The 24,063-nt window shown below is 26.0% G+C and carries 26 protein-coding genes and 1 pseudogene; 25 read left to right on the top strand and 2 right to left on the bottom strand.

What is annotated here, in order from left to right; translation table 4 throughout:
- Positions 1-40: 40 nt before the first annotated feature.
- From ftsZ to AACK85_RS03510, 10 genes are all read left to right on the top strand, one after another.
- A complete protein-coding gene (gene ftsZ, locus AACK85_RS03555; protein ID WP_338969391.1) occupies positions 41-1,225 on the top strand; it encodes a cell division protein FtsZ in 1,185 nt (394 codons plus the stop codon).
- 1 nt (position 1,226) lies between these two features.
- The gene (locus AACK85_RS03550) at positions 1,227-1,568 is read left to right on the top strand and encodes a cell division protein SepF (protein ID WP_338969390.1); all 342 of its coding nucleotides are present in this window, start codon (positions 1,227-1,229) and stop codon (positions 1,566-1,568) included.
- A 144-nt stretch (positions 1,569-1,712) separates the two neighbouring features.
- Positions 1,713-2,663: an alpha/beta hydrolase gene (locus AACK85_RS03545; RefSeq protein ID WP_338969389.1), complete on the top strand. Its 951-nt coding sequence runs from the start codon at positions 1,713-1,715 to the stop codon at positions 2,661-2,663.
- A gap of 48 nt (positions 2,664-2,711) precedes the next feature.
- Positions 2,712-3,200 carry a hypothetical protein gene (locus AACK85_RS03540; RefSeq protein WP_338969388.1) on the top strand — a complete coding sequence of 163 codons (489 nt, stop codon included), beginning with the start codon at positions 2,712-2,714 and terminating at the stop codon, positions 3,198-3,200.
- A 92-nt stretch (positions 3,201-3,292) separates the two neighbouring features.
- On the top strand, positions 3,293-6,016 hold the full coding sequence (gene ileS, locus AACK85_RS03535; protein WP_422397546.1) for an isoleucine--tRNA ligase: 2,724 nt from the start codon (positions 3,293-3,295) through the stop codon (positions 6,014-6,016).
- Positions 6,017-6,032: 16 nt separating this feature from the next.
- Positions 6,033-6,740 (top strand): signal peptidase II, encoded by a 708-nt coding sequence (locus tag AACK85_RS03530; RefSeq protein WP_338969386.1) that lies wholly within the window; start codon positions 6,033-6,035, stop codon positions 6,738-6,740.
- Positions 6,733-7,662, top strand: a complete 930-nt coding sequence (locus AACK85_RS03525) for an RluA family pseudouridine synthase (RefSeq protein ID WP_338969385.1) — start codon at positions 6,733-6,735, stop codon at positions 7,660-7,662. The genes AACK85_RS03530 and AACK85_RS03525 overlap by 8 nt, the downstream gene beginning before the upstream one ends.
- 1 nt (position 7,663) lies before the next feature.
- Entirely contained in the window at positions 7,664-9,058 is a 1,395-nt protein-coding gene (locus AACK85_RS03520; protein WP_338969384.1) for a hypothetical protein, read from the top strand.
- 10 nt (positions 9,059-9,068) lie between these two features.
- On the top strand, positions 9,069-9,542 hold the full coding sequence (locus AACK85_RS03515) for a dCMP deaminase family protein (RefSeq protein WP_338969383.1): 474 nt from the start codon (positions 9,069-9,071) through the stop codon (positions 9,540-9,542).
- A 44-nt stretch (positions 9,543-9,586) separates the two neighbouring features.
- Complete coding sequence (locus tag AACK85_RS03510) at positions 9,587-9,838, top strand: hypothetical protein (protein WP_338969382.1); 252 nt, start codon at positions 9,587-9,589, stop codon at positions 9,836-9,838.
- A gap of 57 nt (positions 9,839-9,895) precedes the next feature.
- On the opposite strand, the gene rnhC is transcribed toward AACK85_RS03510, so the two are convergent.
- Positions 9,896-10,735: a ribonuclease HIII gene (gene rnhC, locus AACK85_RS03505; protein ID WP_338969381.1), complete on the bottom strand. Its 840-nt coding sequence runs from the start codon at positions 10,733-10,735 to the stop codon at positions 9,896-9,898.
- A gap of 81 nt (positions 10,736-10,816) precedes the next feature.
- On the opposite strand from rnhC, the gene AACK85_RS03500 reads away from it, so the two are divergent.
- From AACK85_RS03500 to AACK85_RS03440, 13 genes and pseudogenes are all read left to right on the top strand, one after another.
- On the top strand, positions 10,817-12,295 hold the full coding sequence (locus AACK85_RS03500; RefSeq protein WP_338969380.1) for a hypothetical protein: 1,479 nt from the start codon (positions 10,817-10,819) through the stop codon (positions 12,293-12,295).
- 19 nt (positions 12,296-12,314) lie between these two features.
- Complete coding sequence (locus tag AACK85_RS03495) at positions 12,315-12,629, top strand: holo-ACP synthase (RefSeq protein ID WP_338969379.1); 315 nt, start codon at positions 12,315-12,317, stop codon at positions 12,627-12,629.
- Between the two features lie 4 nt (positions 12,630-12,633).
- Positions 12,634-13,497, top strand: coding sequence for a thymidylate synthase (locus AACK85_RS03490; protein WP_338969378.1), 864 nt, complete (start codon positions 12,634-12,636; stop codon positions 13,495-13,497).
- Between the two features lie 2 nt (positions 13,498-13,499).
- A complete protein-coding gene (locus AACK85_RS03485) occupies positions 13,500-13,979 on the top strand; it encodes a dihydrofolate reductase (protein WP_338969377.1) in 480 nt (159 codons plus the stop codon).
- Positions 13,980-13,984: 5 nt separating this feature from the next.
- Entirely contained in the window at positions 13,985-14,905 is a 921-nt protein-coding gene (locus AACK85_RS03480; RefSeq protein WP_338969376.1) for a lysophospholipid acyltransferase family protein, read from the top strand.
- Between the two features lie 26 nt (positions 14,906-14,931).
- Complete coding sequence (locus tag AACK85_RS03475) at positions 14,932-16,230, top strand: thymidine phosphorylase (protein ID WP_422397523.1); 1,299 nt, start codon at positions 14,932-14,934, stop codon at positions 16,228-16,230.
- A 43-nt stretch (positions 16,231-16,273) separates the two neighbouring features.
- Entirely contained in the window at positions 16,274-17,218 is a 945-nt protein-coding gene (locus AACK85_RS03470) for a hypothetical protein (protein ID WP_338969374.1), read from the top strand.
- 52 nt (positions 17,219-17,270) lie between these two features.
- Positions 17,271-18,329 carry a hypothetical protein gene (locus AACK85_RS03465; protein ID WP_338969373.1) on the top strand — a complete coding sequence of 353 codons (1,059 nt, stop codon included), beginning with the start codon at positions 17,271-17,273 and terminating at the stop codon, positions 18,327-18,329.
- A 13-nt stretch (positions 18,330-18,342) separates the two neighbouring features.
- Positions 18,343-18,693, top strand: a complete 351-nt coding sequence (locus AACK85_RS03460) for a hypothetical protein (protein WP_338969372.1) — start codon at positions 18,343-18,345, stop codon at positions 18,691-18,693.
- A gap of 268 nt (positions 18,694-18,961) precedes the next feature.
- Positions 18,962-19,534: a hypothetical protein gene (locus AACK85_RS03455; protein ID WP_338969371.1), complete on the top strand. Its 573-nt coding sequence runs from the start codon at positions 18,962-18,964 to the stop codon at positions 19,532-19,534.
- Complete coding sequence (locus tag AACK85_RS03450) at positions 19,534-19,989, top strand: hypothetical protein (RefSeq protein WP_338969370.1); 456 nt, start codon at positions 19,534-19,536, stop codon at positions 19,987-19,989. The genes AACK85_RS03455 and AACK85_RS03450 overlap by 1 nt, the downstream gene beginning before the upstream one ends.
- Positions 19,990-20,217: 228 nt before the next feature.
- Positions 20,218-20,885, top strand: a pseudogene (locus tag AACK85_RS03445) (B3/4 domain-containing protein).
- A 58-nt stretch (positions 20,886-20,943) separates the two neighbouring features.
- A complete protein-coding gene (locus tag AACK85_RS03440) occupies positions 20,944-21,249 on the top strand; it encodes a hypothetical protein (protein ID WP_338969368.1) in 306 nt (101 codons plus the stop codon).
- A 215-nt stretch (positions 21,250-21,464) separates the two neighbouring features.
- Here the strand turns inward: AACK85_RS03440 and AACK85_RS03435 are convergent, their stop codons facing one another.
- Positions 21,465-21,614, bottom strand: coding sequence for a hypothetical protein (locus AACK85_RS03435; RefSeq protein WP_338969367.1), 150 nt, complete (start codon positions 21,612-21,614; stop codon positions 21,465-21,467).
- Positions 21,615-21,810: 196 nt separating this feature from the next.
- On the opposite strand from AACK85_RS03435, the gene AACK85_RS03430 reads away from it, so the two are divergent.
- Both AACK85_RS03430 and rmuC read left to right on the top strand, forming a co-directional pair.
- On the top strand, positions 21,811-22,782 hold the full coding sequence (locus AACK85_RS03430; protein ID WP_338969366.1) for a hypothetical protein: 972 nt from the start codon (positions 21,811-21,813) through the stop codon (positions 22,780-22,782).
- Positions 22,783-22,941: 159 nt separating this feature from the next.
- Positions 22,942-24,036, top strand: coding sequence for a DNA recombination protein RmuC (gene rmuC, locus AACK85_RS03425; protein WP_338969365.1), 1,095 nt, complete (start codon positions 22,942-22,944; stop codon positions 24,034-24,036).
- The last annotated feature ends 27 nt before the right edge of the window (positions 24,037-24,063 follow it).

Below are 24,063 nucleotides of genomic sequence, written 5' to 3'. Positions count from 1 at the left end.
TTTATTTTAAATACAAAATGAATTAAGGAAGGAATATATTATGGCTCAATATGACAATAAATTTTCACAAACAGCAAGAATCAAAGTTATTGGTATTGGTGGCGGGGGATGTAATGCTGTAAATAGAATGGTTCAAGAATCTGTTCAAGGTGTTGAATTTATTATCGCAAATACAGATGCACAAGTTTTAGCTGCATCTCCTGTATCAAATAAAATAATTTTAGGTGAGCAAGTATCAAAAGGTTTAGGAGCTGGTGCTAACCCAGAAATTGGTAGACAAGCTGCAATTGAAAGTGAACCATCAATTAAAGATCATTTAAAAGATAGTGATTTAATATTTATTGCAGCTGGAATGGGTGGAGGAACCGGAACTGGAGCCGCACCAGAAATTGCAAGAATTGCACAAGAAACAGGAGCTTTAGTTGTCGCTATAGTAACTAAACCATTTAGATTTGAAGGTAGAATGAGAAATTCTTATGCAATTCAGGGAGTGGCTGAGTTAAAAAAACACGTTGACTCTTTGATTGTCATTTCAAATGACCGCTTATTGGAAATTATTGGAAATATTCCAATTCAAGATTCATTTAAAGAGGCAGATAACGTTTTAAAACAAGGTGTTCAAACAATTACAGATTTAATTGCTGTACCTGCATTAGTTAATTTAGATTTTGCAGATGTTAGAACTGTTTTAAAAGGAAGAGGAAATGCTTTGTTTGGAATCGGAATCGGTTCTGGACCAGATAAAGCAATTGAAGCTGCAAACAAAGCTATTACATCATCATTATTGGAAACATCAATTCGTGGCGCAAAATCAGCTATTGTTAACGTTACAGGTGGATTAAATATGTCATTAAATGATGCACATGATGCTGTAGATATAATAGAACAAGCAGCAGGAGATGAATTGAATGTTATCTTTGGTGCAGCTGTTAATGAACATTTAAATGATGAATTAATTGTCACAGTTATTGCAACTGGTTTTGATGATGCAGTTGTGGATGATGATTATCAACCAGAACAATCAATTCAATATGAAGAACCAAATAATACCGAGCCAGAATATTCATATTCTTCACGTAGAATGCAACCACAACAACCATCACGTTATGATAATCAAAATGACAATAATGAAATGAAAGTTGTTAAACCAACTGCCAATGTACAAGAACAACAAGATGATGACGATGATGGAGATTTTCCAACATTTTTAAGAAAAACGTGATAAAATGGGACTTTTTAGTAAAAAGAAATCTTTTGTAGTACCTGTTACTACACATTTAGAAAATGAAGCTGAAAAAACACAAGAATTTACAATTGGATCTGCAGATACTTTTGATGCATCATCGCATAAAACACATTTTTTACCTGAAAATTTCAAAGGTCTTCAAGAAATTGCAGATACTTTAATTAGATTTAGAAAAATTACTGTTAATTTGGAATCATTAGAACTTGGAGAAAGAAAATCACTTATTCTATTTCTTTCTGGAGTCATGTATGCCCATGGTGGTACTTATAGTAAATTAAAAAAAGATATGTATCAATTTAATATTCCAGTGAAATTTTATTAATTGAACATTATAAATAAAGTTATAACATAAATTATTTAATGGTTGTAATTTTATTTATAATGTTTTTTTAGTGACAAATTATGCTAATTTTATAATTTTTTTAGATATTATATTATTGAAATAGTTGTAGAAATGAGTGATTTTATGATTAATGTAATTGTCAAAATGATGATTAAACAATTTCAAAAACATTTTACAACTAGTATTAAAATAGCTGATAATTCTTTTTTAGCTGTTAATTGAATTCAAACTTTTAATGAAATGATTAATTTTCAAACAGGTCATAATAAAATTTCAGTTCCAGAAGATTTAGTTTTAGAAAATGTCACTTTCAAAACTAGTGATAATTTAAATTTGGTTGGAATAATTTATGTTGCAAATCAAAATGTTAAAAAATGGATAATAACAACACACGGTTATTCTTCATCAAAATTACCAGCATTTTATCATGCTTACTTTCTTGCGGAACTGGGTTACAACATTTTGGCATTTGATTTTAGAAATCATGGAGATTCTGATGGTTTAATTACTAGTTTTGGTTTTTCAGAGGTGAATGATTTAATAAGTGCCAGTGAATTTTTAATTTCGCAATACAATGCAATTGAAATTAATTATATTGGCTCATCTATGGGTGCATTCACAATTAATTATTTAAATGCAACTTCTTTTGAATTATTGAAAAACTATAATACTAAATGAATTATTTCTGATTCATCATACAATTCTGCAATATCGGTGATAGAAAATTTAATACTCAATAGATTTTCTAAAATTAATACCACACTTTTAGAAACGATTATGAATGAAATCATTTCAGTGTTTAAAAATGATTATAATGTAGATTTATTTAAATTAAATTTTACAAATGAATATAAAAACAAATCAGTGCCAACATTATTTATTCATGCAAAAGATGATGCAGTTGTGAGTTTTCAGGATTGTGTAAATATGTATGAACATAAAGAAAAAATAGATCAATTAAATATAAACGAAATAAAACTTTTTGAACAAGCAGGACATGTAAGATCGCAAATAGTACATTATGATGAATTTGTTTTGTGCGTTAAAAATTTTATAAGTAAATACAACAATTAGCAATATAAGTTTAAATATAAAGTATAATACAAGAGGAGTGATAAGAATATGGATTATGGAACTAAAATCAAAGACGATTTATTTGATGATTCAAATATTATTTTAGAACAAGCAAAAAATTTGAGTGAAGAAAAAGAAACAGAACTAACAAAAGATGAAGAAATTTCAATTAAAAGAGATGTCAAAATTTTAGAATTAGAAGAAGAAATTGTTCATTTAAAAGCTGAGCTTAAATTATTTGAAGGTCAAAAGAATTATTTAAGTGAAGGTGTTCAAAAAACAAAAGAAGCATTTGAAGTTGCAAGACATAACGCAGAAAAAATTGTAATGAAAGCAGTAGATTTTTCTTTTTTAATGAGAAACAAAATTGTTACATTATTAAAAGAAATTGAAAATGCAAAAACAAAAAATCAAACAATTTTAACTTTAATTGAAGATTTTATTCAAAAAAATTCAAAAATATTTCGTTTCACCGATGATGAACAAGCAAAAGTTGCAGAATTGATCACAAATCAAATTGTTAAAGCAATAAAATAAGCAACTCTATAATGAAGTTATTCTTTATAAATAAATTAAATATAATGTAGATAAAAAATACGCAAAAGTTGCGTATTTTTTAAGGAGAAAATATAATGGCAGATTACAAAGAGACCTTATTAATTGGTAAAACAGATTTTGAAATGAGAGCAGGTTTGAGCGAAAAAGAACCTAAAATTGAACAATTTTGAATTGAAAAAGATATTTATAATAAAAAGCAAAAATTAAATGATGGCAAACCACTATTTATTTTACACGATGGACCACCATATGCAAATGGTTCAATTCATGTTGGCCATGCTTTAAATAAAACATTGAAAGATTTTATAATTAGATACAAAAATTCAACTGGTTATAAAGCGCCATTTATTTTAGGGTGAGATACTCACGGCTTGCCAATTGAAAATGCAATTGTAAAATCAGGAGTTGACAGAAAAACAACAAATAAAGTTGAATTTAGAAAATTAGCTGAAAAATATGCACTTGAACAAATTGAGATTCAAACCAAAGGTTTTACAAGATTAGGTGTATTTACAGATTATAATAAAAAATATGTGACTCTAACAAAAGATTATGTAATAAATGAAATGAAATTATTTGCAAAAATGTTTGAGAAAAAATTAGTTTATCGAGATTTAAAACCAATTTATTGATCGCCATCATCAGAATCAGCTTTAGCTGAAGCTGAAATTGAATATAAAGATGTCATGACAACATCAATATATGTAAAAATGGAAATTGTTGAAGATTATAACACGGTAAAAAAAGGTGATTTTGCAGTTGTTTGAACAACAACTCCATGAACTATTCCTGCAAATCAATTAATAGCTGTTGGAGAAAATATTAATTATTTACGTGTTAAAAATAATGAGAATAATGAAGTATATATTATCGCTGAAAATTTATTAAATGATGTTTTTGACAAAATAAATGTTAATAATTATCAAATACTTGCAACTTTTAAAGGAAAAGATATTACATCTGCTTTATATAAACATCCATTGTATGAAAATATTTCAAAAATCGTCTTAGGTCATCACGTTAGAGATGATGGTGGAACTGGATTAGTTCACACCGCAACAGGTTTTGGAGAAGATGACTATATTATTGGTAAAAATAATAATATTAATGTCTTTGCACCATTAAATGATCGTGGTATTTTTACAGAGGAAATAAATGACCCGGATTTAATTGGTCAGTTTTATGAAAAAACTAATGATATTGTTATAAAAAAATTGGAAGATAAAAATAACTTATTATTTAAATATTCTTTTAGCCATTCATATCCGCATGATTGAAGAACTAAAAAACCTGTTATTTATCGCGCAACAAAGCAATGATTTGTTAATATTGAAAAAGTAAAAACACAAATATTTGATGAATTACAAAAAATATCGACAAATCCAAAATGAGGTAAACAAAGAATTACTCAATCTTTGACAGATAGAAAAGAATGAGTAATCTCACGTCAACGATTATGAGGAGTACCAATTATTGCTTTTTATGATGAAAATAAAGAATTAATTTTATCAAATGAATTAATGAATCATGCTATTGAAATTCTTGCAAAAGATGACTCTAATTCATGATTTGAAAATGATGCTGATTATTTTTTACCACCAGAATTCAAAAACAAAAAAATAACAAAAGAAAAAGATATTTTAGATGTGTGATTTGATTCTGGATCATCAGCTATCTATATGGAAGAAACTTATCCTGAATTTAAAAGACCGTTTGATTTATATCTTGAGGGAAATGATCAATATCGAGGTTGATTTAATTCAAGTATGATTAATTCTGTAATTTTTGATGGTAAAAGTCCTTATAAAAAATTAATTGTAGCTGGAATGACAAATGATGCAACAGGTAAAAAAATGTCAAAATCTCTCGGAAACGGTATTGACCCACTAAAAATTGCAGACGAATTAGGAAGCGATATTTTACGCTTATGAGTTGCATCGGTAGATTATACAGATGATCAACGTATTGGTGGTGAAATCCTAAAACAAATAGCTGAAACATATAGAAAAATCAGAAACACCATGAGATTCATATTAGCAAATTTAGATGATTTTGATTGTGAAAATGATTATCAAAGTAATTTGCAAGATGTTGACAAGTTTGTTTTACACAATTTATCTGATGTAAAAAATAAAGTAATGAATTCATATGATTCATACAATTTCAATAATGTTTTTAATTTAATTAACAACTATGTAATTGTAGATTTGTCATCATTTTATTTAGACTTTATCAAAGATATTTTATATGTTGATGCAAAAGATGATGTAAGAAGAAGACAAGTTCAAAGCGTGTTATTTGAAATTTTATGAGGTTTAATTGATATGTTAAGACCTATTTTAGTACATACAACAGAAGAAGTTTATTCAAGTTTGAAAATGAACCATAAAGTTGAATCAATTCATTTATTGGATACAAAAAAACAAGATTTCCTTCAAAATGAACAATTTGTTCTTAAATGAGAGAAATTAATTAAATTAAGAAATGACATTAATTTTGCAATAGAACAAGCACGTAACGAAAAAATAGTTAAAAAATCATTTGAAGTTGAAATAGACATTAACTTAAAAAAAGATTATGAATTTTTAGAAAATATAAATGATTTAGCACAAATAGCTATTGTATCAAAAATAAATTTTGAAAAAACAATTGAAAATGGAATTGAGAGAGAAACTTCAATTTTAAAAGTAAAACATCGTGAAGGATTAAAATGCGAACGTTGTTGAGGAATTTTTGACACACTTGCAACAGATGATTTATGTCAAAGATGTAATAAAGTAGTAAATAAAATATAAGGCAGGTAAAAAATAAATGAAGCAGCAATTTAAATTAATATGTGATAAAGTATTGTTTTTTTTAAGAAATTATAATTTTGATTGAAAATTTAAATTGATTTGCTGTTTGCCATTATTTATTTTTTTAGTTGCTTTTGATTGAATTACAAAATCTGTTATTCAAACATCAATGTCTTATGGAGAAACAAAAGATTTTATTCCTGGATTTTTAAATTTAAAATATATTCTAAATCCGGGTTCAGCATACGGAATGAATTCAGATAATCCGGCGTTGGCAATATCTTTAGCTTCTGTAATTACATTTCTTTTAATTTTTGTTTTAATTTTCGTTAATTCTAAAACATGAATTATAGGAATAACATTTTTATTTGCAGGCTCATTTGCAAACTTATTGGCTAGAGCTTGAGCACCATCAACTCCTGATGGAATACATGGTGGTGTTGTTGATTTTTTAGTTTGAGATATAAAATGATTTGGTTCTGTTCCAAACTATATTTTTAATATCGCAGATGTATGGGTTAATATCGCAATAGCTTATTTGATAATTCGCTTGATTGTGACATTGATTTTACTTTTAATTAACTTTATAAAAATTAAAAAGGGATTATTGATTCAAGATGAAGATGGCAAATGAATATCATCAAATAAGGATAAAAAAATACCAAATAATGATTCTAAAATAAATGATTCAAATAAAAAATCGGAGAACAAAGAAAATGAATAACAAAATAATTGTTTTAACAGTTATTGAAAATGGCAGAGCGGATAAAATTATTTCGGAATTAATAAAGCCATTTTATGATGCTTCAAGAACACAAATTCAAAAATGAATTAGCAAAAAAGCAATCAAAATTAATAATGAGATTTTACAAAACAATAAAATGAAATTAAAAATAGATGATGAAATTCAAATAGAAATTTTAGAACCAACAGAATATGAAATAACACCAGAAAAATTGAATATTGAAATCATTTATGAAGATCAACATTTATTAATTTTAAATAAACCAAATAATTTGGTTGTACATCCTGGAGCTGGAAATTGAGAACATACATTAGTACATGGATTGATGCATCAAATTAAGGATTTATCACAAATTGGTGATAAAATTAGACCTGGAATTGTCCATAGATTGGACAAACAAACTGAAGGCTTAATGATTGTGGCTAAAACAGAAGCTGCACATAAAAAATTAGTAACAATGTTTGCAAATAATGAAGTTCATAAAGATTATTATGCTTTAGTTCATGGAGTAATTTACGAAAATGAAGGTATTATAAATGCACCGATTGGTAGACATTCTGGTGACAGAAAAAAAATGACTGTTACTGATAAAAATTCAAAAAGGGCTGTTACAAATTTTCATGTTTTAGAAAGATTTGAAGATGCAACATTAATTAGTTGCAATATTGAAACCGGACGCACTCATCAAATTAGAGTACATATGAAATTCATAAATCATCCAGTAATTGGTGATCCACTCTACGGTTTTATCTCTGATCGCAAAGACAAAAATGGTCAATGTTTGCAAGCTTATAAATTAGAATTCAATCATCCAATAACAAATGAACGTTTATTATTTGAAATTAAATTAAGTACTAAAATAAGTGATAGAATAAATATGTTAAAAGTAAAGGTGAAATAATATGCAATTAGAATATGAGCAAATTCGTTTAAGTTTAGTGAATTACTTTGTTAAACATGAACATTTTAAAGCTTATTCAAATCATAAAACGCACGAAACATCATATTTATTATCACGAAATAGTATGACATTTAATGCAATATATATTGGTCGTTATGATGCGGATTTTTCTGTAGATAATGAATTTGATGAATTATTAAAAAGTTTAAAAAAAACACCAAGAGAAAAAATTAAATGTTTATACATTTTCATTACAGATGAAATTATTAATTCAGACAAAAATGAAGATAATATTAAATATATTTATGGTAATAATTTAAACTTGATAGAACAGTTAGAAACTTATTTTCCAAAAGCAAATAGTATAATTTTTGAACCAGAAGAATTTAAAAATAAAAAAGATTCTCTATCAACAGGAATTGATGCTTCAATAACAGAAATCAATGATGATAATATTGAACAATTACAAGAAGAATTAAATAATCCAGATTCTAAAGTTGTCAAAGATTTGGATAATTTTGTAAAAAATTTAAAACAAAAAACATCAGTTATGGGTGTTTTGATGATAATACTTTTTGCGGGCCTTCCAATTGCAACTATTTTTTTGGCACAATTTAGATTTACTTTTTTAGATTCTAGTTATGTTAGTTCAACTACTTTTCAAGTATTTTTTGGTGCATTAAATGGTCCATTGATGAGAAATGCAAATCAATGATGACGAATTTTTACATGAGGTTTTGTTGCAATCAATAATGATATAATTTTTGGCATAGTTTTAATGGCTGCGTTAGGTTGATTAATATTTTTAACAGCAAGAATGTATGCAACAACCACTTCTTGATGAAATGTTTTAATTACTGTTTTTGGTTCTTATATTATCGGTGGATTTTTTACAGGTGTTGTTTTTCCAGAAACAACCTTCACAGCTTCACCATTAATAATTGCGACAATAACTTCGGCTTTATTTTTTGGTACATCAAAGAAAACCATTATTAATATTTATGCAAGAAAAGCTGCGGGTTGACCATTTTTTATCTTGCTTGTATGACCAATATTTTCTGGCAATATGTCTGTTTATTTTATAATATTTTTAGGTTTTGTATCAGGATATGTCTTTACGTTAATATTGAGTGCTATTTCAACAAAAGATAAAGATTGATTTATCGCTTTTCCATCTGTAATGCTTGGGGCATTTGTTATAACACCGGTTGTTTTAATTTTTATTCCAACTTTTACAATTGCAATGTCAACTGATGTTTTACAATCTTTAGGCTTTTATGCGTATTATAATTTAATGTCTGTAGATCAGGCAACTCACATTGCAAATGAATTATTGAAGTGAAATGTTATATTTGATATTATCCCTGGTGATCATTTAAATATTATTACTATGTAGGTATAAAAGTATGCAAAAAAGAAAAAATTATATTTCATGAGAAACCTATTTTATGGCCATTGCCGAACTAAATGCAATGCGTTCAAAAGACCCAAATACTCAAGTTGGCTGTGTTGTTGTTAATGATTTAAATCAAATTTTATCATCAGGATATAATGGCTTACCAAGAGGACTAGATGATGATGAATATCCATGAGGCAATAATTCAGAAAACTGAATGGAAACTAAATATCCATATGTTGTCCATGCAGAATTAAATGCAATTGTTTCTTCAAGAACAAATTTAAATAATACAACGATATATACAACTTTATTTCCTTGCAACGAGTGTACAAAAGCAATTATTCAAGCTGGTATTAAAAAAATAGTTTATGCATGTGATAAATATGCAACAACAGAAAATACTATGGCATCAAAAAAAATGTTTGGTGATGTCAATATTGAATATGTTAAAGTTGAACCTGTAAATATTAAATTGTCATAAATTTTAATTGTAAAGTGTAAAATAGATTTGGAGGTGACATAAATATGGCATTAGATAAAAATAATTATGTGGAAGTATTAAATTGAGATCTTGACTATATTAGAGAACAATTAGATAATGGAAAAACTATTTTAGCAGCAGTTGAAGCCGGTCCAATTGTCCAAGAATCTTTAAAAAATGGTTATTCAAATTATATAAAAGCAAAAATTGAATTAAAAGAAATGAATGAAAATTTGAAAGCAGTTTGCGCATGTGACAATCCTGCAAATGCATTAATTTGACTTTGAAGAGATTAATTAAATAGGTTATAAATGAAATTAAGCACATCCAAAAAAGGTGTGCTTAATTTTTTATTATATTTTAAAATGTATTTTTATGAATTGTTCTTGAATATTTACTGGGAATTGTAACTTATATTTTTTAACTAACTGTTTTACATTATTATTTGCGCCAAATGGAAGAGTGATATTAAATTCTGCTTCTAATTTTTGCATTTGATTTAATAATTCGGCTCTAGCCAATATTGATGCAACAGCAACAGCTATTACTTTAACTTCTGCTTTTGGTAAGAAAAACGTATTTTTGATAGGATCTGCATGAGCATTTCGTAAAAATTTATAATAATTACCTTTAGAAGTGAATTCATCAATAACTATTTTTTTATCTATTAAATTTGGGTAATTATGAAGAAATTTTTGCAGACATTTATTATGTATTAGCGCTTTTAATGCATGAGCATTTTTATAAAGCACTTGCAATTCATTATAAATCAGATTTTGCATAACTTGAATTCTAAAAGGGATTATTTCTCTTAGTTTTTCTGCTAAAACAACAACCGTAACATCTGATAATTTTTTTGAATCTGTAACTTCAGCGAAAAGATTTGGATAATCTGCAATATGTTCACTTGAAACATATGCGCAAGCTGAAACCAATGGACCAAAATAATCGCCAACTCCAGTTTCATCACATCCGATTACATCTGTTGTTGGTATTTTTTCAACTTCAAAATCAAAATATTTTATCAAAAATCATTCAATATTTGAACCTTGTATTAAAACGGTATTGTTTTTATATAATGTCACTTTTCCACCATTAAAATTAAAACTCATAATATTGTCATTAATATTAAAATCTTTACGAATGTTATTAATTATTTTTTTATCTACATTTTTAAATGACTGAGAAACCATAGGATATTTAAATTCCTTTCTAAAATGTTTCCATTTATATGATTATTTTATTATAATTATTACGAAATGGGGCAAAAACAAATGTTAATTAATATCGGACCATGATGAATATTTGACACAATTGCTTTGTTAATAATAATTATTTTTATGATTATTGGTATGTCAAAAGGTACATATGTTGTTATGTATTTTTTAGGCATTAATTTAGTTGTTTTTTTGTTTAATTTGTTTATGGTTCCGTTTGTCGTTCAGGCAATATCAACACCAGTGATGAAAATTATTAATGATAATTTTGATATTGACAATTTAACAAAAACGTTTAGTAGTTACATGTCTGGTTTTTTAAATCAATTGATGTCAATATTATTTCCAACAGAAGCACCAAATATTTCAATAGATGCTCCATCATTTAGTCATAAAATAGTTTCAGTGCTTGTTTCTTCAATAATTTCTTTGTCTTTACAAATAGTGTTATTGTTTATTTTTAATATTGTGGGAATAATTATTTATTTTACATTTTTGAAAAGAAAATTAAGTAAAGCTCGTATTAATAGACATACAGATGTACTATTTGGTGCTATTTTAGGTTTTATTTGAGGCATAATGTGAACTTTTGGTATGTCATCTGTTGTTGCCTTACCGGTTTTTAAAACAGATACCCAAGATATAGTTAATCAAGATTTGGGTTCTGTAGATTTTAGTGATCCAGAATCTGTTAATCGTTTTAGAGATATTATTTTATATGGTAATAGATATAAACAAAAAGCTGTAACTGGTAAGATGTCTAAAATAGTACCTAAAATGGGTCTAAATTATACTGCTGAATGTTTTTCAAAATATTTATTATTGCCAATGGCGGCGATGCCAGCAGAAGGTTGAACTGGTGATGTATCAAAAATACCCCAAGAAATTTTAACAACTTTAAATAATACAATTTTAAAAGGATACACTTCAAATAATTATTTTGATATTTCTGCAAGATCATGCGCAGACTATGGTATGTCAGATACACAGTCATTACAAAGAGCAATATTAGAATCAATAATTTTAATGGGTGGTTTAAATATTTCAGATTCAAGTTTTTCAAATGGAATAGCTCCAACAAAATCACTTCAAGGTGTCGGTTCATTTACGATATTAAAAGAACAATTAGATAATTATAGACAAAACAAAAGAATGGGCAAAAAAGATTTTGAAGGTTTTTATGCAGCAAATAATAGCATAGACAATAATGAATTTTTAAGAGCTGCAAATATTTTAGAAAATTCTGATGAAGAAACTTTAAATCAAAATTATATAATTGATATATTAAAAAATCCTGATTTATTATATAACTGAATGAAAAATATATATTATTTGAATCAATATGATTTAATTAATGGAACATTGTCTTTTTTACCAGATATGTATAGTTCGTTAGTTTTAATTTCGGGATGAGAAATTGTTCCTGGAGCAAATGTCTCTATTTATACAAGTACAGATAGAACTGATGGTCAAAACAATGTTGTATTACATTATTTCAATGATAATTGACAGCAAATGGTTGATTATACAGTTTAATAGAATAGGTAAAATATATATGATTGGTATAGATATTGTAAAAATAAAAAGAATTAGCTTAAAAGAATCATTTTTGATAAAATTTTTATCTCAAAATGAACTTCAAATATTGAATGATTTTTCTTCAAAACAAAGAAAAATGCAATTTGTAGCAGGCAGATGAGCTGCAAAAGAAGCGATAATTAAAGTAATAGATATACCAACAAATTTTAATAAAATAGATATTGGTTATGAAAATGAACGTCCAGTAATTTTAACTTCTGAATATAAAAATATAGAAATTAGTATAAGTCACGATAAAGAATACGCAATTGCAGTTGCGATGATGAGGTAAGAATATGAAGCAGTATTTAGAGTTATTAAAATATGTTTCTGAAAATGGAATCAAACGAGATGATAGAACAAAAACAGGTACTATTTCTGTTTTTGGTACACAAACAAGATATGATTTAAAAAATGGTTTTCCACTTGTTACGACAAAAAAAATTTATTGAAAAGGAATAGTTCATGAATTATTATGATTTATTGCGGGTGATACAAATATTAAATATTTAGTTGATAATAAAGTTAATATTTGAAATGAATGGCCATATGAAACTTTTAAAAAATCATCATCATATAATGGAGAAACATTAGAACAATTCATAGAAAAAATTCAGTTAGATGATGCTTTTGCAGCAAAATTTGGTGAATTAGGGCCTGTCTATGGTAAACAATGACGTAATTTTGATGGTGTTGATCAATTTATGGAATTATTAAATCAAATTAAAACAAACCCAAATTCAAGAAGATTAATATTGTCGGCTTGAAATCCAAAAGAAATTCCCAAAATGGCTTTACCACCTTGTCATACTTTATTTCAATTTTATGTGCAAAATGATTATTTAAATTTGCAATTATATCAAAGATCTGGAGATCTATTTTTAGGTGTACCATTTAATATTGCCTCATATTCTTTGCTATTGGAATTAGTTGCAAAAGAATGTAATTTAAAAGCAGGAGAATTTATTCATGCAATTGGCGATGCACATATTTATTTGAACCACCTAGAACAAGTTAAATTGCAATTGACAAGAACGCCACATAAATTACCACAAGTCAAAATTAATAATTTTAAATCTATTTTTGAAGTTAAAGCAAGTGATGTTGAATTAATAGATTATGAGCATGATCCATTAATCAAAGGTTTGGTATCTGTATAATTATGGTTAATTTAATATGAGCTCAAACAAAAAGTGGTGTCATTGGTAAAAACAATAATTTGCCATGAAAAATAAAAGCAGAAATGAATCATTTTAGAGAAACTACAATGTACAATGATATCTTAATGGGTTCAAAAACATTTGACTCAATAAAAAAACCACTTTTAAATAGACAAAATTATGTTTTGACAAGAAATACAAATAAATATGAAAATTATCAATTTGATAATTTGCACTTTATTAATAATTTGAATACTTTTTTAAAGCCATACTTTAATAATGTGAATAAAAATATTTATGTTATAGGTGGTAAAGCAATTTTTGATTTAGCAATAAAATTTGCAGATAAATTAATAATTAGTATAATAAATAAAGATTATGATGGTGATATATATATATCACCAATTAATTTGGAAAAATTTAAATTGATTAAAACAAATAAGTATGAAGATTTTTTAGTTAATTATTATGAAAGGATTTAAATAATATGTTAGAAAAAGAAAACCAAACTAATATTACCAATGACAGCGATTCAGCAGAAGAAAAAAATGTTGTAGAAATAACTGTAAATGATAATAATGCGGAAAAATTTGTTGAAGCAAAAGAAAAAACTAAATTGAATGGATGAAGAGTTTTTTGAACTTGACCTAGATTATTGTTTGCGTTAAGAAAAGCCAAGAAAATGTCAAAAAAAATGACTGTTGATCCAAATTTTTATTCAGAAGAATATAGATATAATTGAATAAAAAAAATTGCCAAATATTGTCTATTTTTAACAAATATCAAAATAGAAGTCATAGATATTGAAAATTGATTAGATAGAGGAGTTGTTCTTGCACCAAATCATGAATCAAATTTTGACCCAGTTTTTTTATTTGCCATAAATAATTTTCAAAAACAACAACCATTAGCTTTTATTGCAAAACAAGAATTATGAAAATCAAAACTATTTTCACGATTTATTAAATTAGTTGATGCTATTCCATTAGATAGAGAATCATCAAGATCTGCACTGGATGCTTTCAAAGCAGGTAAGGAATTAATCACTGAATATAAACGCAGTTTAGTAGTTTTTCCATCTGGTACTAGAACAGGTTCAAATGAACTTGGTGAATGACAAGGGGCTGCTTTGAAAGTTGCTCAAATGGCGTATGCACCAGTAATACCAGTGACAATTATAGACTCGTATAAAACTTTTAGTCATAAAGGTAGATTAACTGTTCGAGTTATCTTTGGAAAACCATTTATGCCAGAAAAACATATGTCAATTAAAGCTGATATGTTAACACAAAATGTTAAAAAAGAAGTTCAAAAAAATATGGATAAATATCTAAATATGGACCCAAAAACTGTTAAAAAAGTGGTTGAAAAACCTAAACCAAAAAAGAAGAAAGGTTTAATATATTAATCTAAGTCAAATAACGAATGAGGAAAATGATGAATTTTTTAGAAATAATTGAAAAGAAAAAACATAATAAACCATTAACTAAACAAGAAATAGATTGAATAATTGAAAATTTTACATCAGGTAAATTGATGGATTATCAAATGTCTGCTTTGACAATGGCAATTTATTTTAATGGTATGAATGATGAGGAAATTGCAAATTTAACAGGTAGTATGCTAAAATCAGGGAAGACCTTTGATGTATCGAATATAAATGGTTTTAAAGTTGACAAACATTCTACCGGTGGTGTTGGTGATAAAACATCACTAATTTTTGCACCACTAGTGGCTTCGTTTGGTTTAAAAGTTGCTAAAATGTCTGGACGCGGACTTGGTCAAACAGGTGGTACAATAGACAAATTAGAATCTTTTCCTGCATGAAAATCAGAAATATCAGAAGAACAATTTGACCAAATTGTTGATAAAGTTGGTATTTCTATAATTGGACAATCAGATGAAATTGTACCTGCAGATAAAAAGCTTTACGCTTTAAGAGATGTTACAGGAACAGTTGATTCATTACCATTAATTGTCTCATCTATAATGTCAAAAAAATTAGCTATCAATGACGATGGTATTGTTTTAGACATTAAAGTGGGTTCTGGTGCTTTTATAAAAAACGTTGAAGATGCTAGAAAATTAGCAAGAACAATGATTTCAATCGGAAAAGCTCATAATCGTAAAGTTTCAGCCATGTTAACAGATATGAACAAACCATTAGGTAAAGCCATTGGTAATGCATTAGAAATAAAAGAAGTCATAGATACATTAAATGGTCATGGACCAAATGATTTAGTAGAATTATGCACCACAGCAGCTGGTGAATCACTTGTTCAGGCAGGATTATTTAATTCAATTGCAGAAGCCAAAAAAGAAGTACTAAAAAAATTGGATGGATCGACATTAATATATTTGAAAAATTTCGTTGAAGCACAAAATGGTGATTGATCTGTTTTTGATGATTATGAGGAAAATTTTTCATGCAAAAATAAAATAGAAATCAAAGCCCAAAAAAATGGTTATTTGGAATTTAAAAATACAGATAAATTGGGTTATTTAGCTATGTATTTAGGTGCAGGTAGGGAAGTAAAAACAGACTTAATTGATCATGCTGCAGGAATTTATCTTGAAAAACAAGCAGGAGATGAAATTGTTGTTGATGATTTAATTATGACTTTATATACAAACAAAAATATTGAAGAAAAGTGAACAGAAATGGCGCATGAAACATTTTCTGTAACGGATAAAAAAAATAATGAACCTATTATAATAGATTTGTTAAATTAATTGGCTAAAATTTTTGTAAAACTGTAAAAAGGAGATTTACTTTATGGCATTAAAATCAATTGATGATATAATTTTGTTTTTAAATGATACTAAGCCTGAAATAAATTCTTCTTTTGTAAAAGGAACTATAGGTTTACAAGAAACAAAAACAATTAAAGACAAATATGATTATATTAAAAGAAATTATAATAAAAGTGATTATGACAAAGTAACCTTAGAATGATGAGAAAAATTTACGCAAGAAAAAATTCCAACAGCAGATGATGTTGAAATTGCAATATATACAAAAAAAGGTAAGTTTGATAAAAAATGAATAATTTTATTTCACGATTTTAAAAAATCACATGTTGATTCTTATTTTGATGCTTTAAAATTTATTCTACTAGGTTATTCAGTAGCATTAGTTGACTTTAGAAATCATGGTGAATCACAATCAACGCCTGTTACTTTAGGATGACTTGAAATTTTTGATGTGATTTCAGTTATTGATTATGTTTCTGCAGTTTTTGAAGCAGAAGAAATTGGACTATTTGGTAAGGGACTTGGTGGATTTATAGTTTGCAGAACTATAGATGTTTATGGTGATCAATTAATAAAACAAGGATTAAAATGAACAATTATTGAATCTGCACCGTCATCAAGTAATACAATTGTTTTTCCATTATTGCATTCTGTTTTTAGTGAAAAAAGATTTATTACCTATAGCTATGAATTACAAAACTTATATATGAGAAAATATAATGCGCAAATTTTAAATATTCAAGCTTTTACAAAATCTTGTAAAATACCAACAATGTTTTTAACTGTGAAAAATGATAGTGTTATAAATAGTCATGAATCACAGTATCTTTACAATCAAAAAGGTAATCTCAATGTAGATAAAAATGTTTTATACACAGAAGGTAGTCATGAGTTTAATTGGCTTGATAATTGAACTAAATATTGAAATCAAATTATTGAATGACTTCAATATTTGAAATTATACTAATAAAAATAATTTTAATACATAAATTTATGTATTAAATATAGATAGGAAAAATATGAAATTAACAGATGAATTAATATTAATTAAAGATAAACCAGCAAGAAACAGAATTGTTATGCCACCAATGGATACATTAATGGCATCAGATGGATTTGCAAATGATTTTCATATTCAACATTATGGTGCGAGAGCATATGGTGGTGTTGGGACAATTATTGTAGAATCAACAGCAGTTTCAAAAGAAGGGCGTATTCGTGAAAATGATTTAGGAATTTGAAAAGATGAACATATAGAAAATCTAACTAAAGTTGCCAAAATAATTAAAAAAGGTGGCGCAATTGCTGGTATACAATTAAACCATGCTGGTTCGAAAGCAGATTTAGACACGGAAACAATTGGACTTACTAAATATTTTGATTATATGAATCAAGATAAATTAAAAATTGCAAGTATACAAGATTTAAAAATAATAAAAGATAAATTTATAGCAGCAGCTTTTAGAGCAAAACAGGCCAATTTTGATTTTGTTGAAATACACGCAGCGCATGGTTATTTATTATCAGAATTAATTTCTCCAAAATTAAATGATGTTATAGTTAGTGATGATATTTTAGTTAGAACACAACTAATTATTGATATAATTGATGAAATTAATGAGAAAGTAAAAATTCCAGTAGGAATAAGAGTTTCATTTACAGATCACACACCTGGTGGGATGGAATTAACAGCATATAAACCATTTGTTAAGACTTTAGAAAATAAATTAATTTATTTTCACGTATCTAGTGGTGAAACACTTGCGCGTGTCAGAATGTCAGATATAATTGCAGATTTAGGCCATAAATTATTTCGCTTACCAATTGCAACTGAAGTTAAAAAATGAACAAAAACACCACTTATAACTGTTGGTAATTTTGGTTCATTAGATGATGTCAACAAGGCGATGAATGCAAACATTGATGCAGTAGCTATGGGAAGAGTATTAATATACAATCCGAATCATGTAGTTAATAATTTATTAACAGTAGATGAGTTAGATAAAACTAAATATCATTGAAATGATAATTTATGATTTAGTTATCAACATTATAAAGCAATAATTACTAAAAAATAAAAGGAGTATTTATATGAAATTAGATGAAAAACAAATAAAAGAAACGGGACTTTTTGATCTAGGACAAAATGTGAAAACCACAAGTCTTAATGAAAATTTTAATGATGATGTCTGATTAAATATGATACTTGCAGATAAACAACCATTAGATACACAAATTGTAAATGTCACATTTGCAAATAAATCAAGAAGCAACTGACATTATCATTCATCTGCACAAATTTTGATTGCCGTTGCAGGCGAAGGCTTATATTGTGAAGAAAATAAAAAACCTCAAATTCTTCAAAAAGAAATGGTAATTAATATTCCACCAAAACAAAACATTGACATGGAGCTGTTGATGACAGCTATTTTACGCAATTAGTATTAACACCAGGTGAGACATTTTGATTAAACTCTGTTTCAGATGATGAATATAATTCATTTAAATTAAAATAAATAATTTTAGTCAGTGTATTTATCAAAATACACTGATTTTTATTTATTCATAAATAGTCAATTGGTGAATATATTCATGTTAAAATTAATTTGCTAGTATTTTTTAGCTATTTGAAAGGTATTTTTACTAAAAAAATATTGCATATTTTTTTAGTAATTTTTTTACTGTTACCAACAATTTTCAAACAAATTTATTGCAGATAAATTTAATTTTTTATATTAATAAAAATATTAAAAATGAATTAATATTAAAATCAGCAATTGAAAAATCACTATTTTTTAAAAATAATAAAGTGTACATAAATATAAATCGATTAAAACAGTATAACTTAAATGATGATATTTTTTCTATACTTAAATCAGATTATTTCAAAAATAAATTAAATGAAATATTTAATTTAAACTTAATAACATTTAGTAATAATATTTTTTATATAGTTAAACCTAATGAATTTAATTCTTTTTCTGAAAAAAATTCGTTTGGTAATTTTTGAAAAGTGGAACATTGATATTGATTTGGTTGATGAAGGTTACATTTTGATGAACAGGCAACCAAAAATATTGCAAGCATTTTAGATTTTTCATCAAATTCTACCGATGTTGGGCAAGCAATTGGAAATATGTTTCCTAAAATAGGAATTACTTTAACAATTTTTGGTATTTTTTGTGTTGCAAACTCTTTCATATTCAGTTTAGTCGATAAAGGAAATGGAGTTTGAATTGGTTTCTGAACATTAATTCCAGATGTAGGATGAGGTGCAAATTAATGAAAGAAAGAACCAAAATTAACAGAATTTTGTTTACAATAATGATTACATTAAATTTTCATTTATTTTTTATTATATTTTTAAGTTCCATATTTTCATTTCTCAACAAATTTGATGATACATCTACACTTATCAAATTAATTGGTATTGTTGTTTCGCTGTTGTTATTAATTGCATCAATATGTAATATAATAGAAATTAAATATAATGATATTAATAAATTTTTTATATTTTTCGGTTATTGATTTTTACCACTATCAATTCCGTATTTGATTACAAGTAAAATTATTGATGAAAATTATCAACAGGTAGAAAAAAATAATTATACATTTCTAGTAATAATTTCAATTATTAATTTAGTTTTTTCATCTATAGGTATTATGGTTTTGTTTTCGATGTTATTTTTAAAAACAAATGAATTAGATGTTGACGTAGATATGTTTCTATTTTTTTAGTATTTCCATTATTGATAATTATAGGAACAATTACAAATTTAATTAATTATAAAAAACAAATTAAGGTTTTAAATATTTTTGCCTGAATTGGTTTAACTTTAAATTGATCCTATTTATTTTGAAATATAATAAATAAAAAATAATTTTAGTATACTTAAAATTGGTTATATAGGTTAAAGGAGAAAAATAATTTATGGGAAAAATAATTATTAATGAAGATTTTGAAATTTATTTCCTGATGTAGAAATAGGAATTATCATAGCAAAAGAAATAAATAATCAAAAAACAGATGAAATTAAATATCAAAATATGTTGAATTTGGCACAAAAAAATGCACTAAAATTTTTAGCAGATGAAGAATTTACAAGTAATGAAATTATTAAAACTTGAAGGGAAGCTTTCACAAAATTTAAGACAAAAAAAGTGCTAGATTGTCAATTGAAGCATTATTAAAAAGAGCAAAAAACAATCATCAATTAACACCAATAAATCCATTGGTTGATATATATAATTACATTTCTTTGAATTTTGGTTTTCCATGTGGAGGAGAAGATATAGATCAAATAAGTGGCGATATGCTATTGATAAAAGCAACTGGATTTGAAGATTTTATTACATATGGATCAGATATTTCAGAACCACCATATGAAGGAGAACTTGTTTACAAAGATAATTTAGGAGTTATTTGTCATTGCTTAAATTGAAGAGAAGGGAAAAGAACAATTTTAACAGAAAAAACAACTAGTGCAATTCTTTGCATTGAAAACATTCAAACAGATTGTAAAAATGATTTATTAATTGCTATTGAAACTTTAGCAAATCAAATTAAAAATGAACTTGGTGGTGAAGTTTCTTTTAAAATATTAAATAAGACAAATTTTGAAGCATTTTTTTAGTAAAATATAAAAAGAATATATATTCTTAAGATGAAATTAAATTTTCTGAGGTTTGCATATGAAAAATAAAACCAAAACTTGTAAAATACTGTTTACATCAATTATTACGTTAAATTTGCATTTTCTTTTAATGCTTGTTTTAGCTTTATTTATTGCACTTTTTAATAGTTACTATTTAAAAAATGTTCTAATTTGATGAATTGGTTTTGCAATTGCAATAATTTTATTGTTGGCAGTTATTTCTAATATTTTAGAAATAACTCAAAATAAGATTAAAAAAATATTTGTGTTTATTGGTTATTGATTTTTTCCATTATCAATACCATATTTAGTTTTGGATAAAGATGATGAAAATAATGATTAAATAAAAAATGAACAAGTAGATAATGAAAAATCAAATTATGCTTTTTTATTATCAATTTTAATTATAAATTTATTGTTTGCTTGTTTTGGTTTATTTGTGTTATTCACTCTTTCTGCTTTGGGGCTTTTTGGATTTAGCTTTGGTTTAAATACTGTTGTATATTTTTTGTTACTGCCGATATTACTAATTATTGGTACAATTTCAAATTTAATAAGTTATAAAAATCCAAATAGAACTTCTAAATTTTTAGCATGATTTGGTTTAACTTTAAATTGAGCGTATTTATTATGAAAAATAATTGAATAATTTTTTGAGTTAATTAATACCGATTGTGAGATTTTTATTTGAATAAAACTAATTGTCATAACATATGTTTTCTGTAAAAAACGAATATAAAATTAGTTTCGATTTTATAAGTTTTCTTAAAAAATAGAGAAAACCAACAACCATGAATAATGGTCAATGTTTATGGGCATTAGTTTAATTAGCCGATATATGTTATAATAATAATGTAGTAAAATGAAGTGATACTACATTATTTTGTAAAGGAATATATTTATAATGAAAAAATTATTGAATTTAATGGCAATTTTTGGATTGACTAATTTTGGTGTTTCTTCAGTTATGTCTTGTGGTGTTGTGGGTATTACAGATATTACAGGAACGGTTGAAAAAATTATTGAATCAAATTTAGGAGTTTCAATTTTAGTTATTGATGAACTTAAAAACAAAACTATAATTGCCGGTTCATCAGATAACTCAATTTACAAATTAACAGATGAAGGTAAAATTGACACATCTGTTGGTACAGATGGAAATGGTAAAATAGAAGATCAAACTTTTGATGGAGCTATTGAAACAATTACACAACTTGCAAGTGGAATTATTTTAGCCGGAACTAGCAAAGGTTCAATTTATCAATTAACAGATGAAGGTAAAATTGATATATCTGTTGGTGATGGAACTGGTAAGTTAGAAAATAAAACATTACACGGCTATATAGAAGCAATTATACAATTAGATAACGGAATTGTTTTGGCTGGTACAAATTTTGGTCAAAGTGGCTCAATTTATCAACTAACAGCTGAAGGTAAAATTGATACATCTGTTGGTGATGGAACTGGCATTATTGAAACAAACTTTGATAAATCTGGTTTAGAATCAATTGCTGAACTTTCAAATGGTATTGTTTTAGCTGGTACAAATGATAGATCAATTTATAAACTAACAGCTGAGGGTAAAATTGACACATCAGTTGGTAATGGCACAGGCAAATTAGATGATCAGTCATTCATTGGTTGAATTAATATAATAACTGAAGTTTCAAATGGTGCAATACTTGCTGGAACAAATGATGGTAGTTCAATTTACAGACTAAACAGAGATGGTACTGTTAATAAATCATTTGGCGATGGTACAGGTAGAATTGTTGACGGTACTTTAGATGGCAATGCTGCTTGAATTACACAACTTTCAAATCAAACAATTCTTTTAGGTACAAATGAAGGTTCAATTTATAAATTATACAATTAACAATTATCTAGTTTTATATAATAAATGTGATCTATTAGATCACATTTTTATTTTTGCGAGATAATAATTAATTTTGTAATCATATGTTATAAAATATACGCGTACTTTAGTTATAAAAAGTGACTATAATGAACAAATCAAAGGAGAAATATATTCTATATGTTATATGGTATTTTCGCAGTAGTTACAGTACTTGTTATTTTAGCTATTGTTATATTAATTTTACAATTAAAAAAGAAAGCAGATAACTCAACAGATACAACTACTAAATCTGATTTAAATTCGCTAAAAATGGAATTAACCCAAAACAGTTCCAATGTCAAAAATGATGTAATTAATCAGTTATTAACTTTAAGAACGGAAAGTAATGAAAAAATAAATTCGGTTGAAACTCAAGTAAAAGATTATATTACAACACAGTTAAATGATACACAAAATAAATTTAACCTATCATCAAATGAAATTAGAAATAAAATAGACGATGTATCACAAAAAACAGTATTTATTGATAACATTAAGCATAAATTAGATAAATTAGATAATTTATTGTCACAAAATAATAAAGCTGGAAAAGCAGGAGAATATACTTTAGAAAGAATGATGGCAAATATTGCTGGTAATTTTAAAGGTAAAAATTTATTGTTTGAAACGCAATACACAATGCAAAAAACAATAGATAGCAAATCATTGCGACCAGATTTATTTATTAAAGGTAATGGTGATAAATTTATCAATATTCCAATTGATGCTAAAATGCCATTTAAGGAATATTTAAAATTAATAGAAATCAATGAAGAAAATAATCCAGATGATTATAAAAATCATAAAAAAGCCTTTGAAACTGATGTAAAAAAACGAATAGATGAAACAGCAAAATATGTTAGTGCAGAAGATAATGTTGTGTATTCAATTATGTTTGTTCCATCAGAAAGCATTTTTTCTTTCATCATTGGACAAACAGATTTAATAGATATGGCTTTTAAAAAGAAAGTTATTATTGCGGGACCAACTACATTAATTACAATAATAGAATCAATCGATAAATACATGTCATTGTTTGATAATATCAATAATTATGAAAAAAAAGTTGAAATTTTAGATAAAACCATTAAATATTTAGATAATTTTAATGTGGAATTATTTAATTTAGAAACTAAATTTATTGCTTTATATAATCAATTTAAAGAAATCAATACAAAAGAAAAAAGCTTAAAAAAACAATACGATAAATTATTAAAAGAAAATGAGGATTAATTTTATAATAACGAAATTTAAATTATT

Origin of the sequence: Spiroplasma endosymbiont of Labia minor, from assembly GCF_964019845.1 — a bacterium.
GTDB lineage: Bacteria > Bacillota_I > Bacilli_A > Mycoplasmatales > Mycoplasmataceae.
Note: the sequence above shows the minus strand (reverse complement) of the source record. Positions and strands in the feature narration are given on the sequence as shown.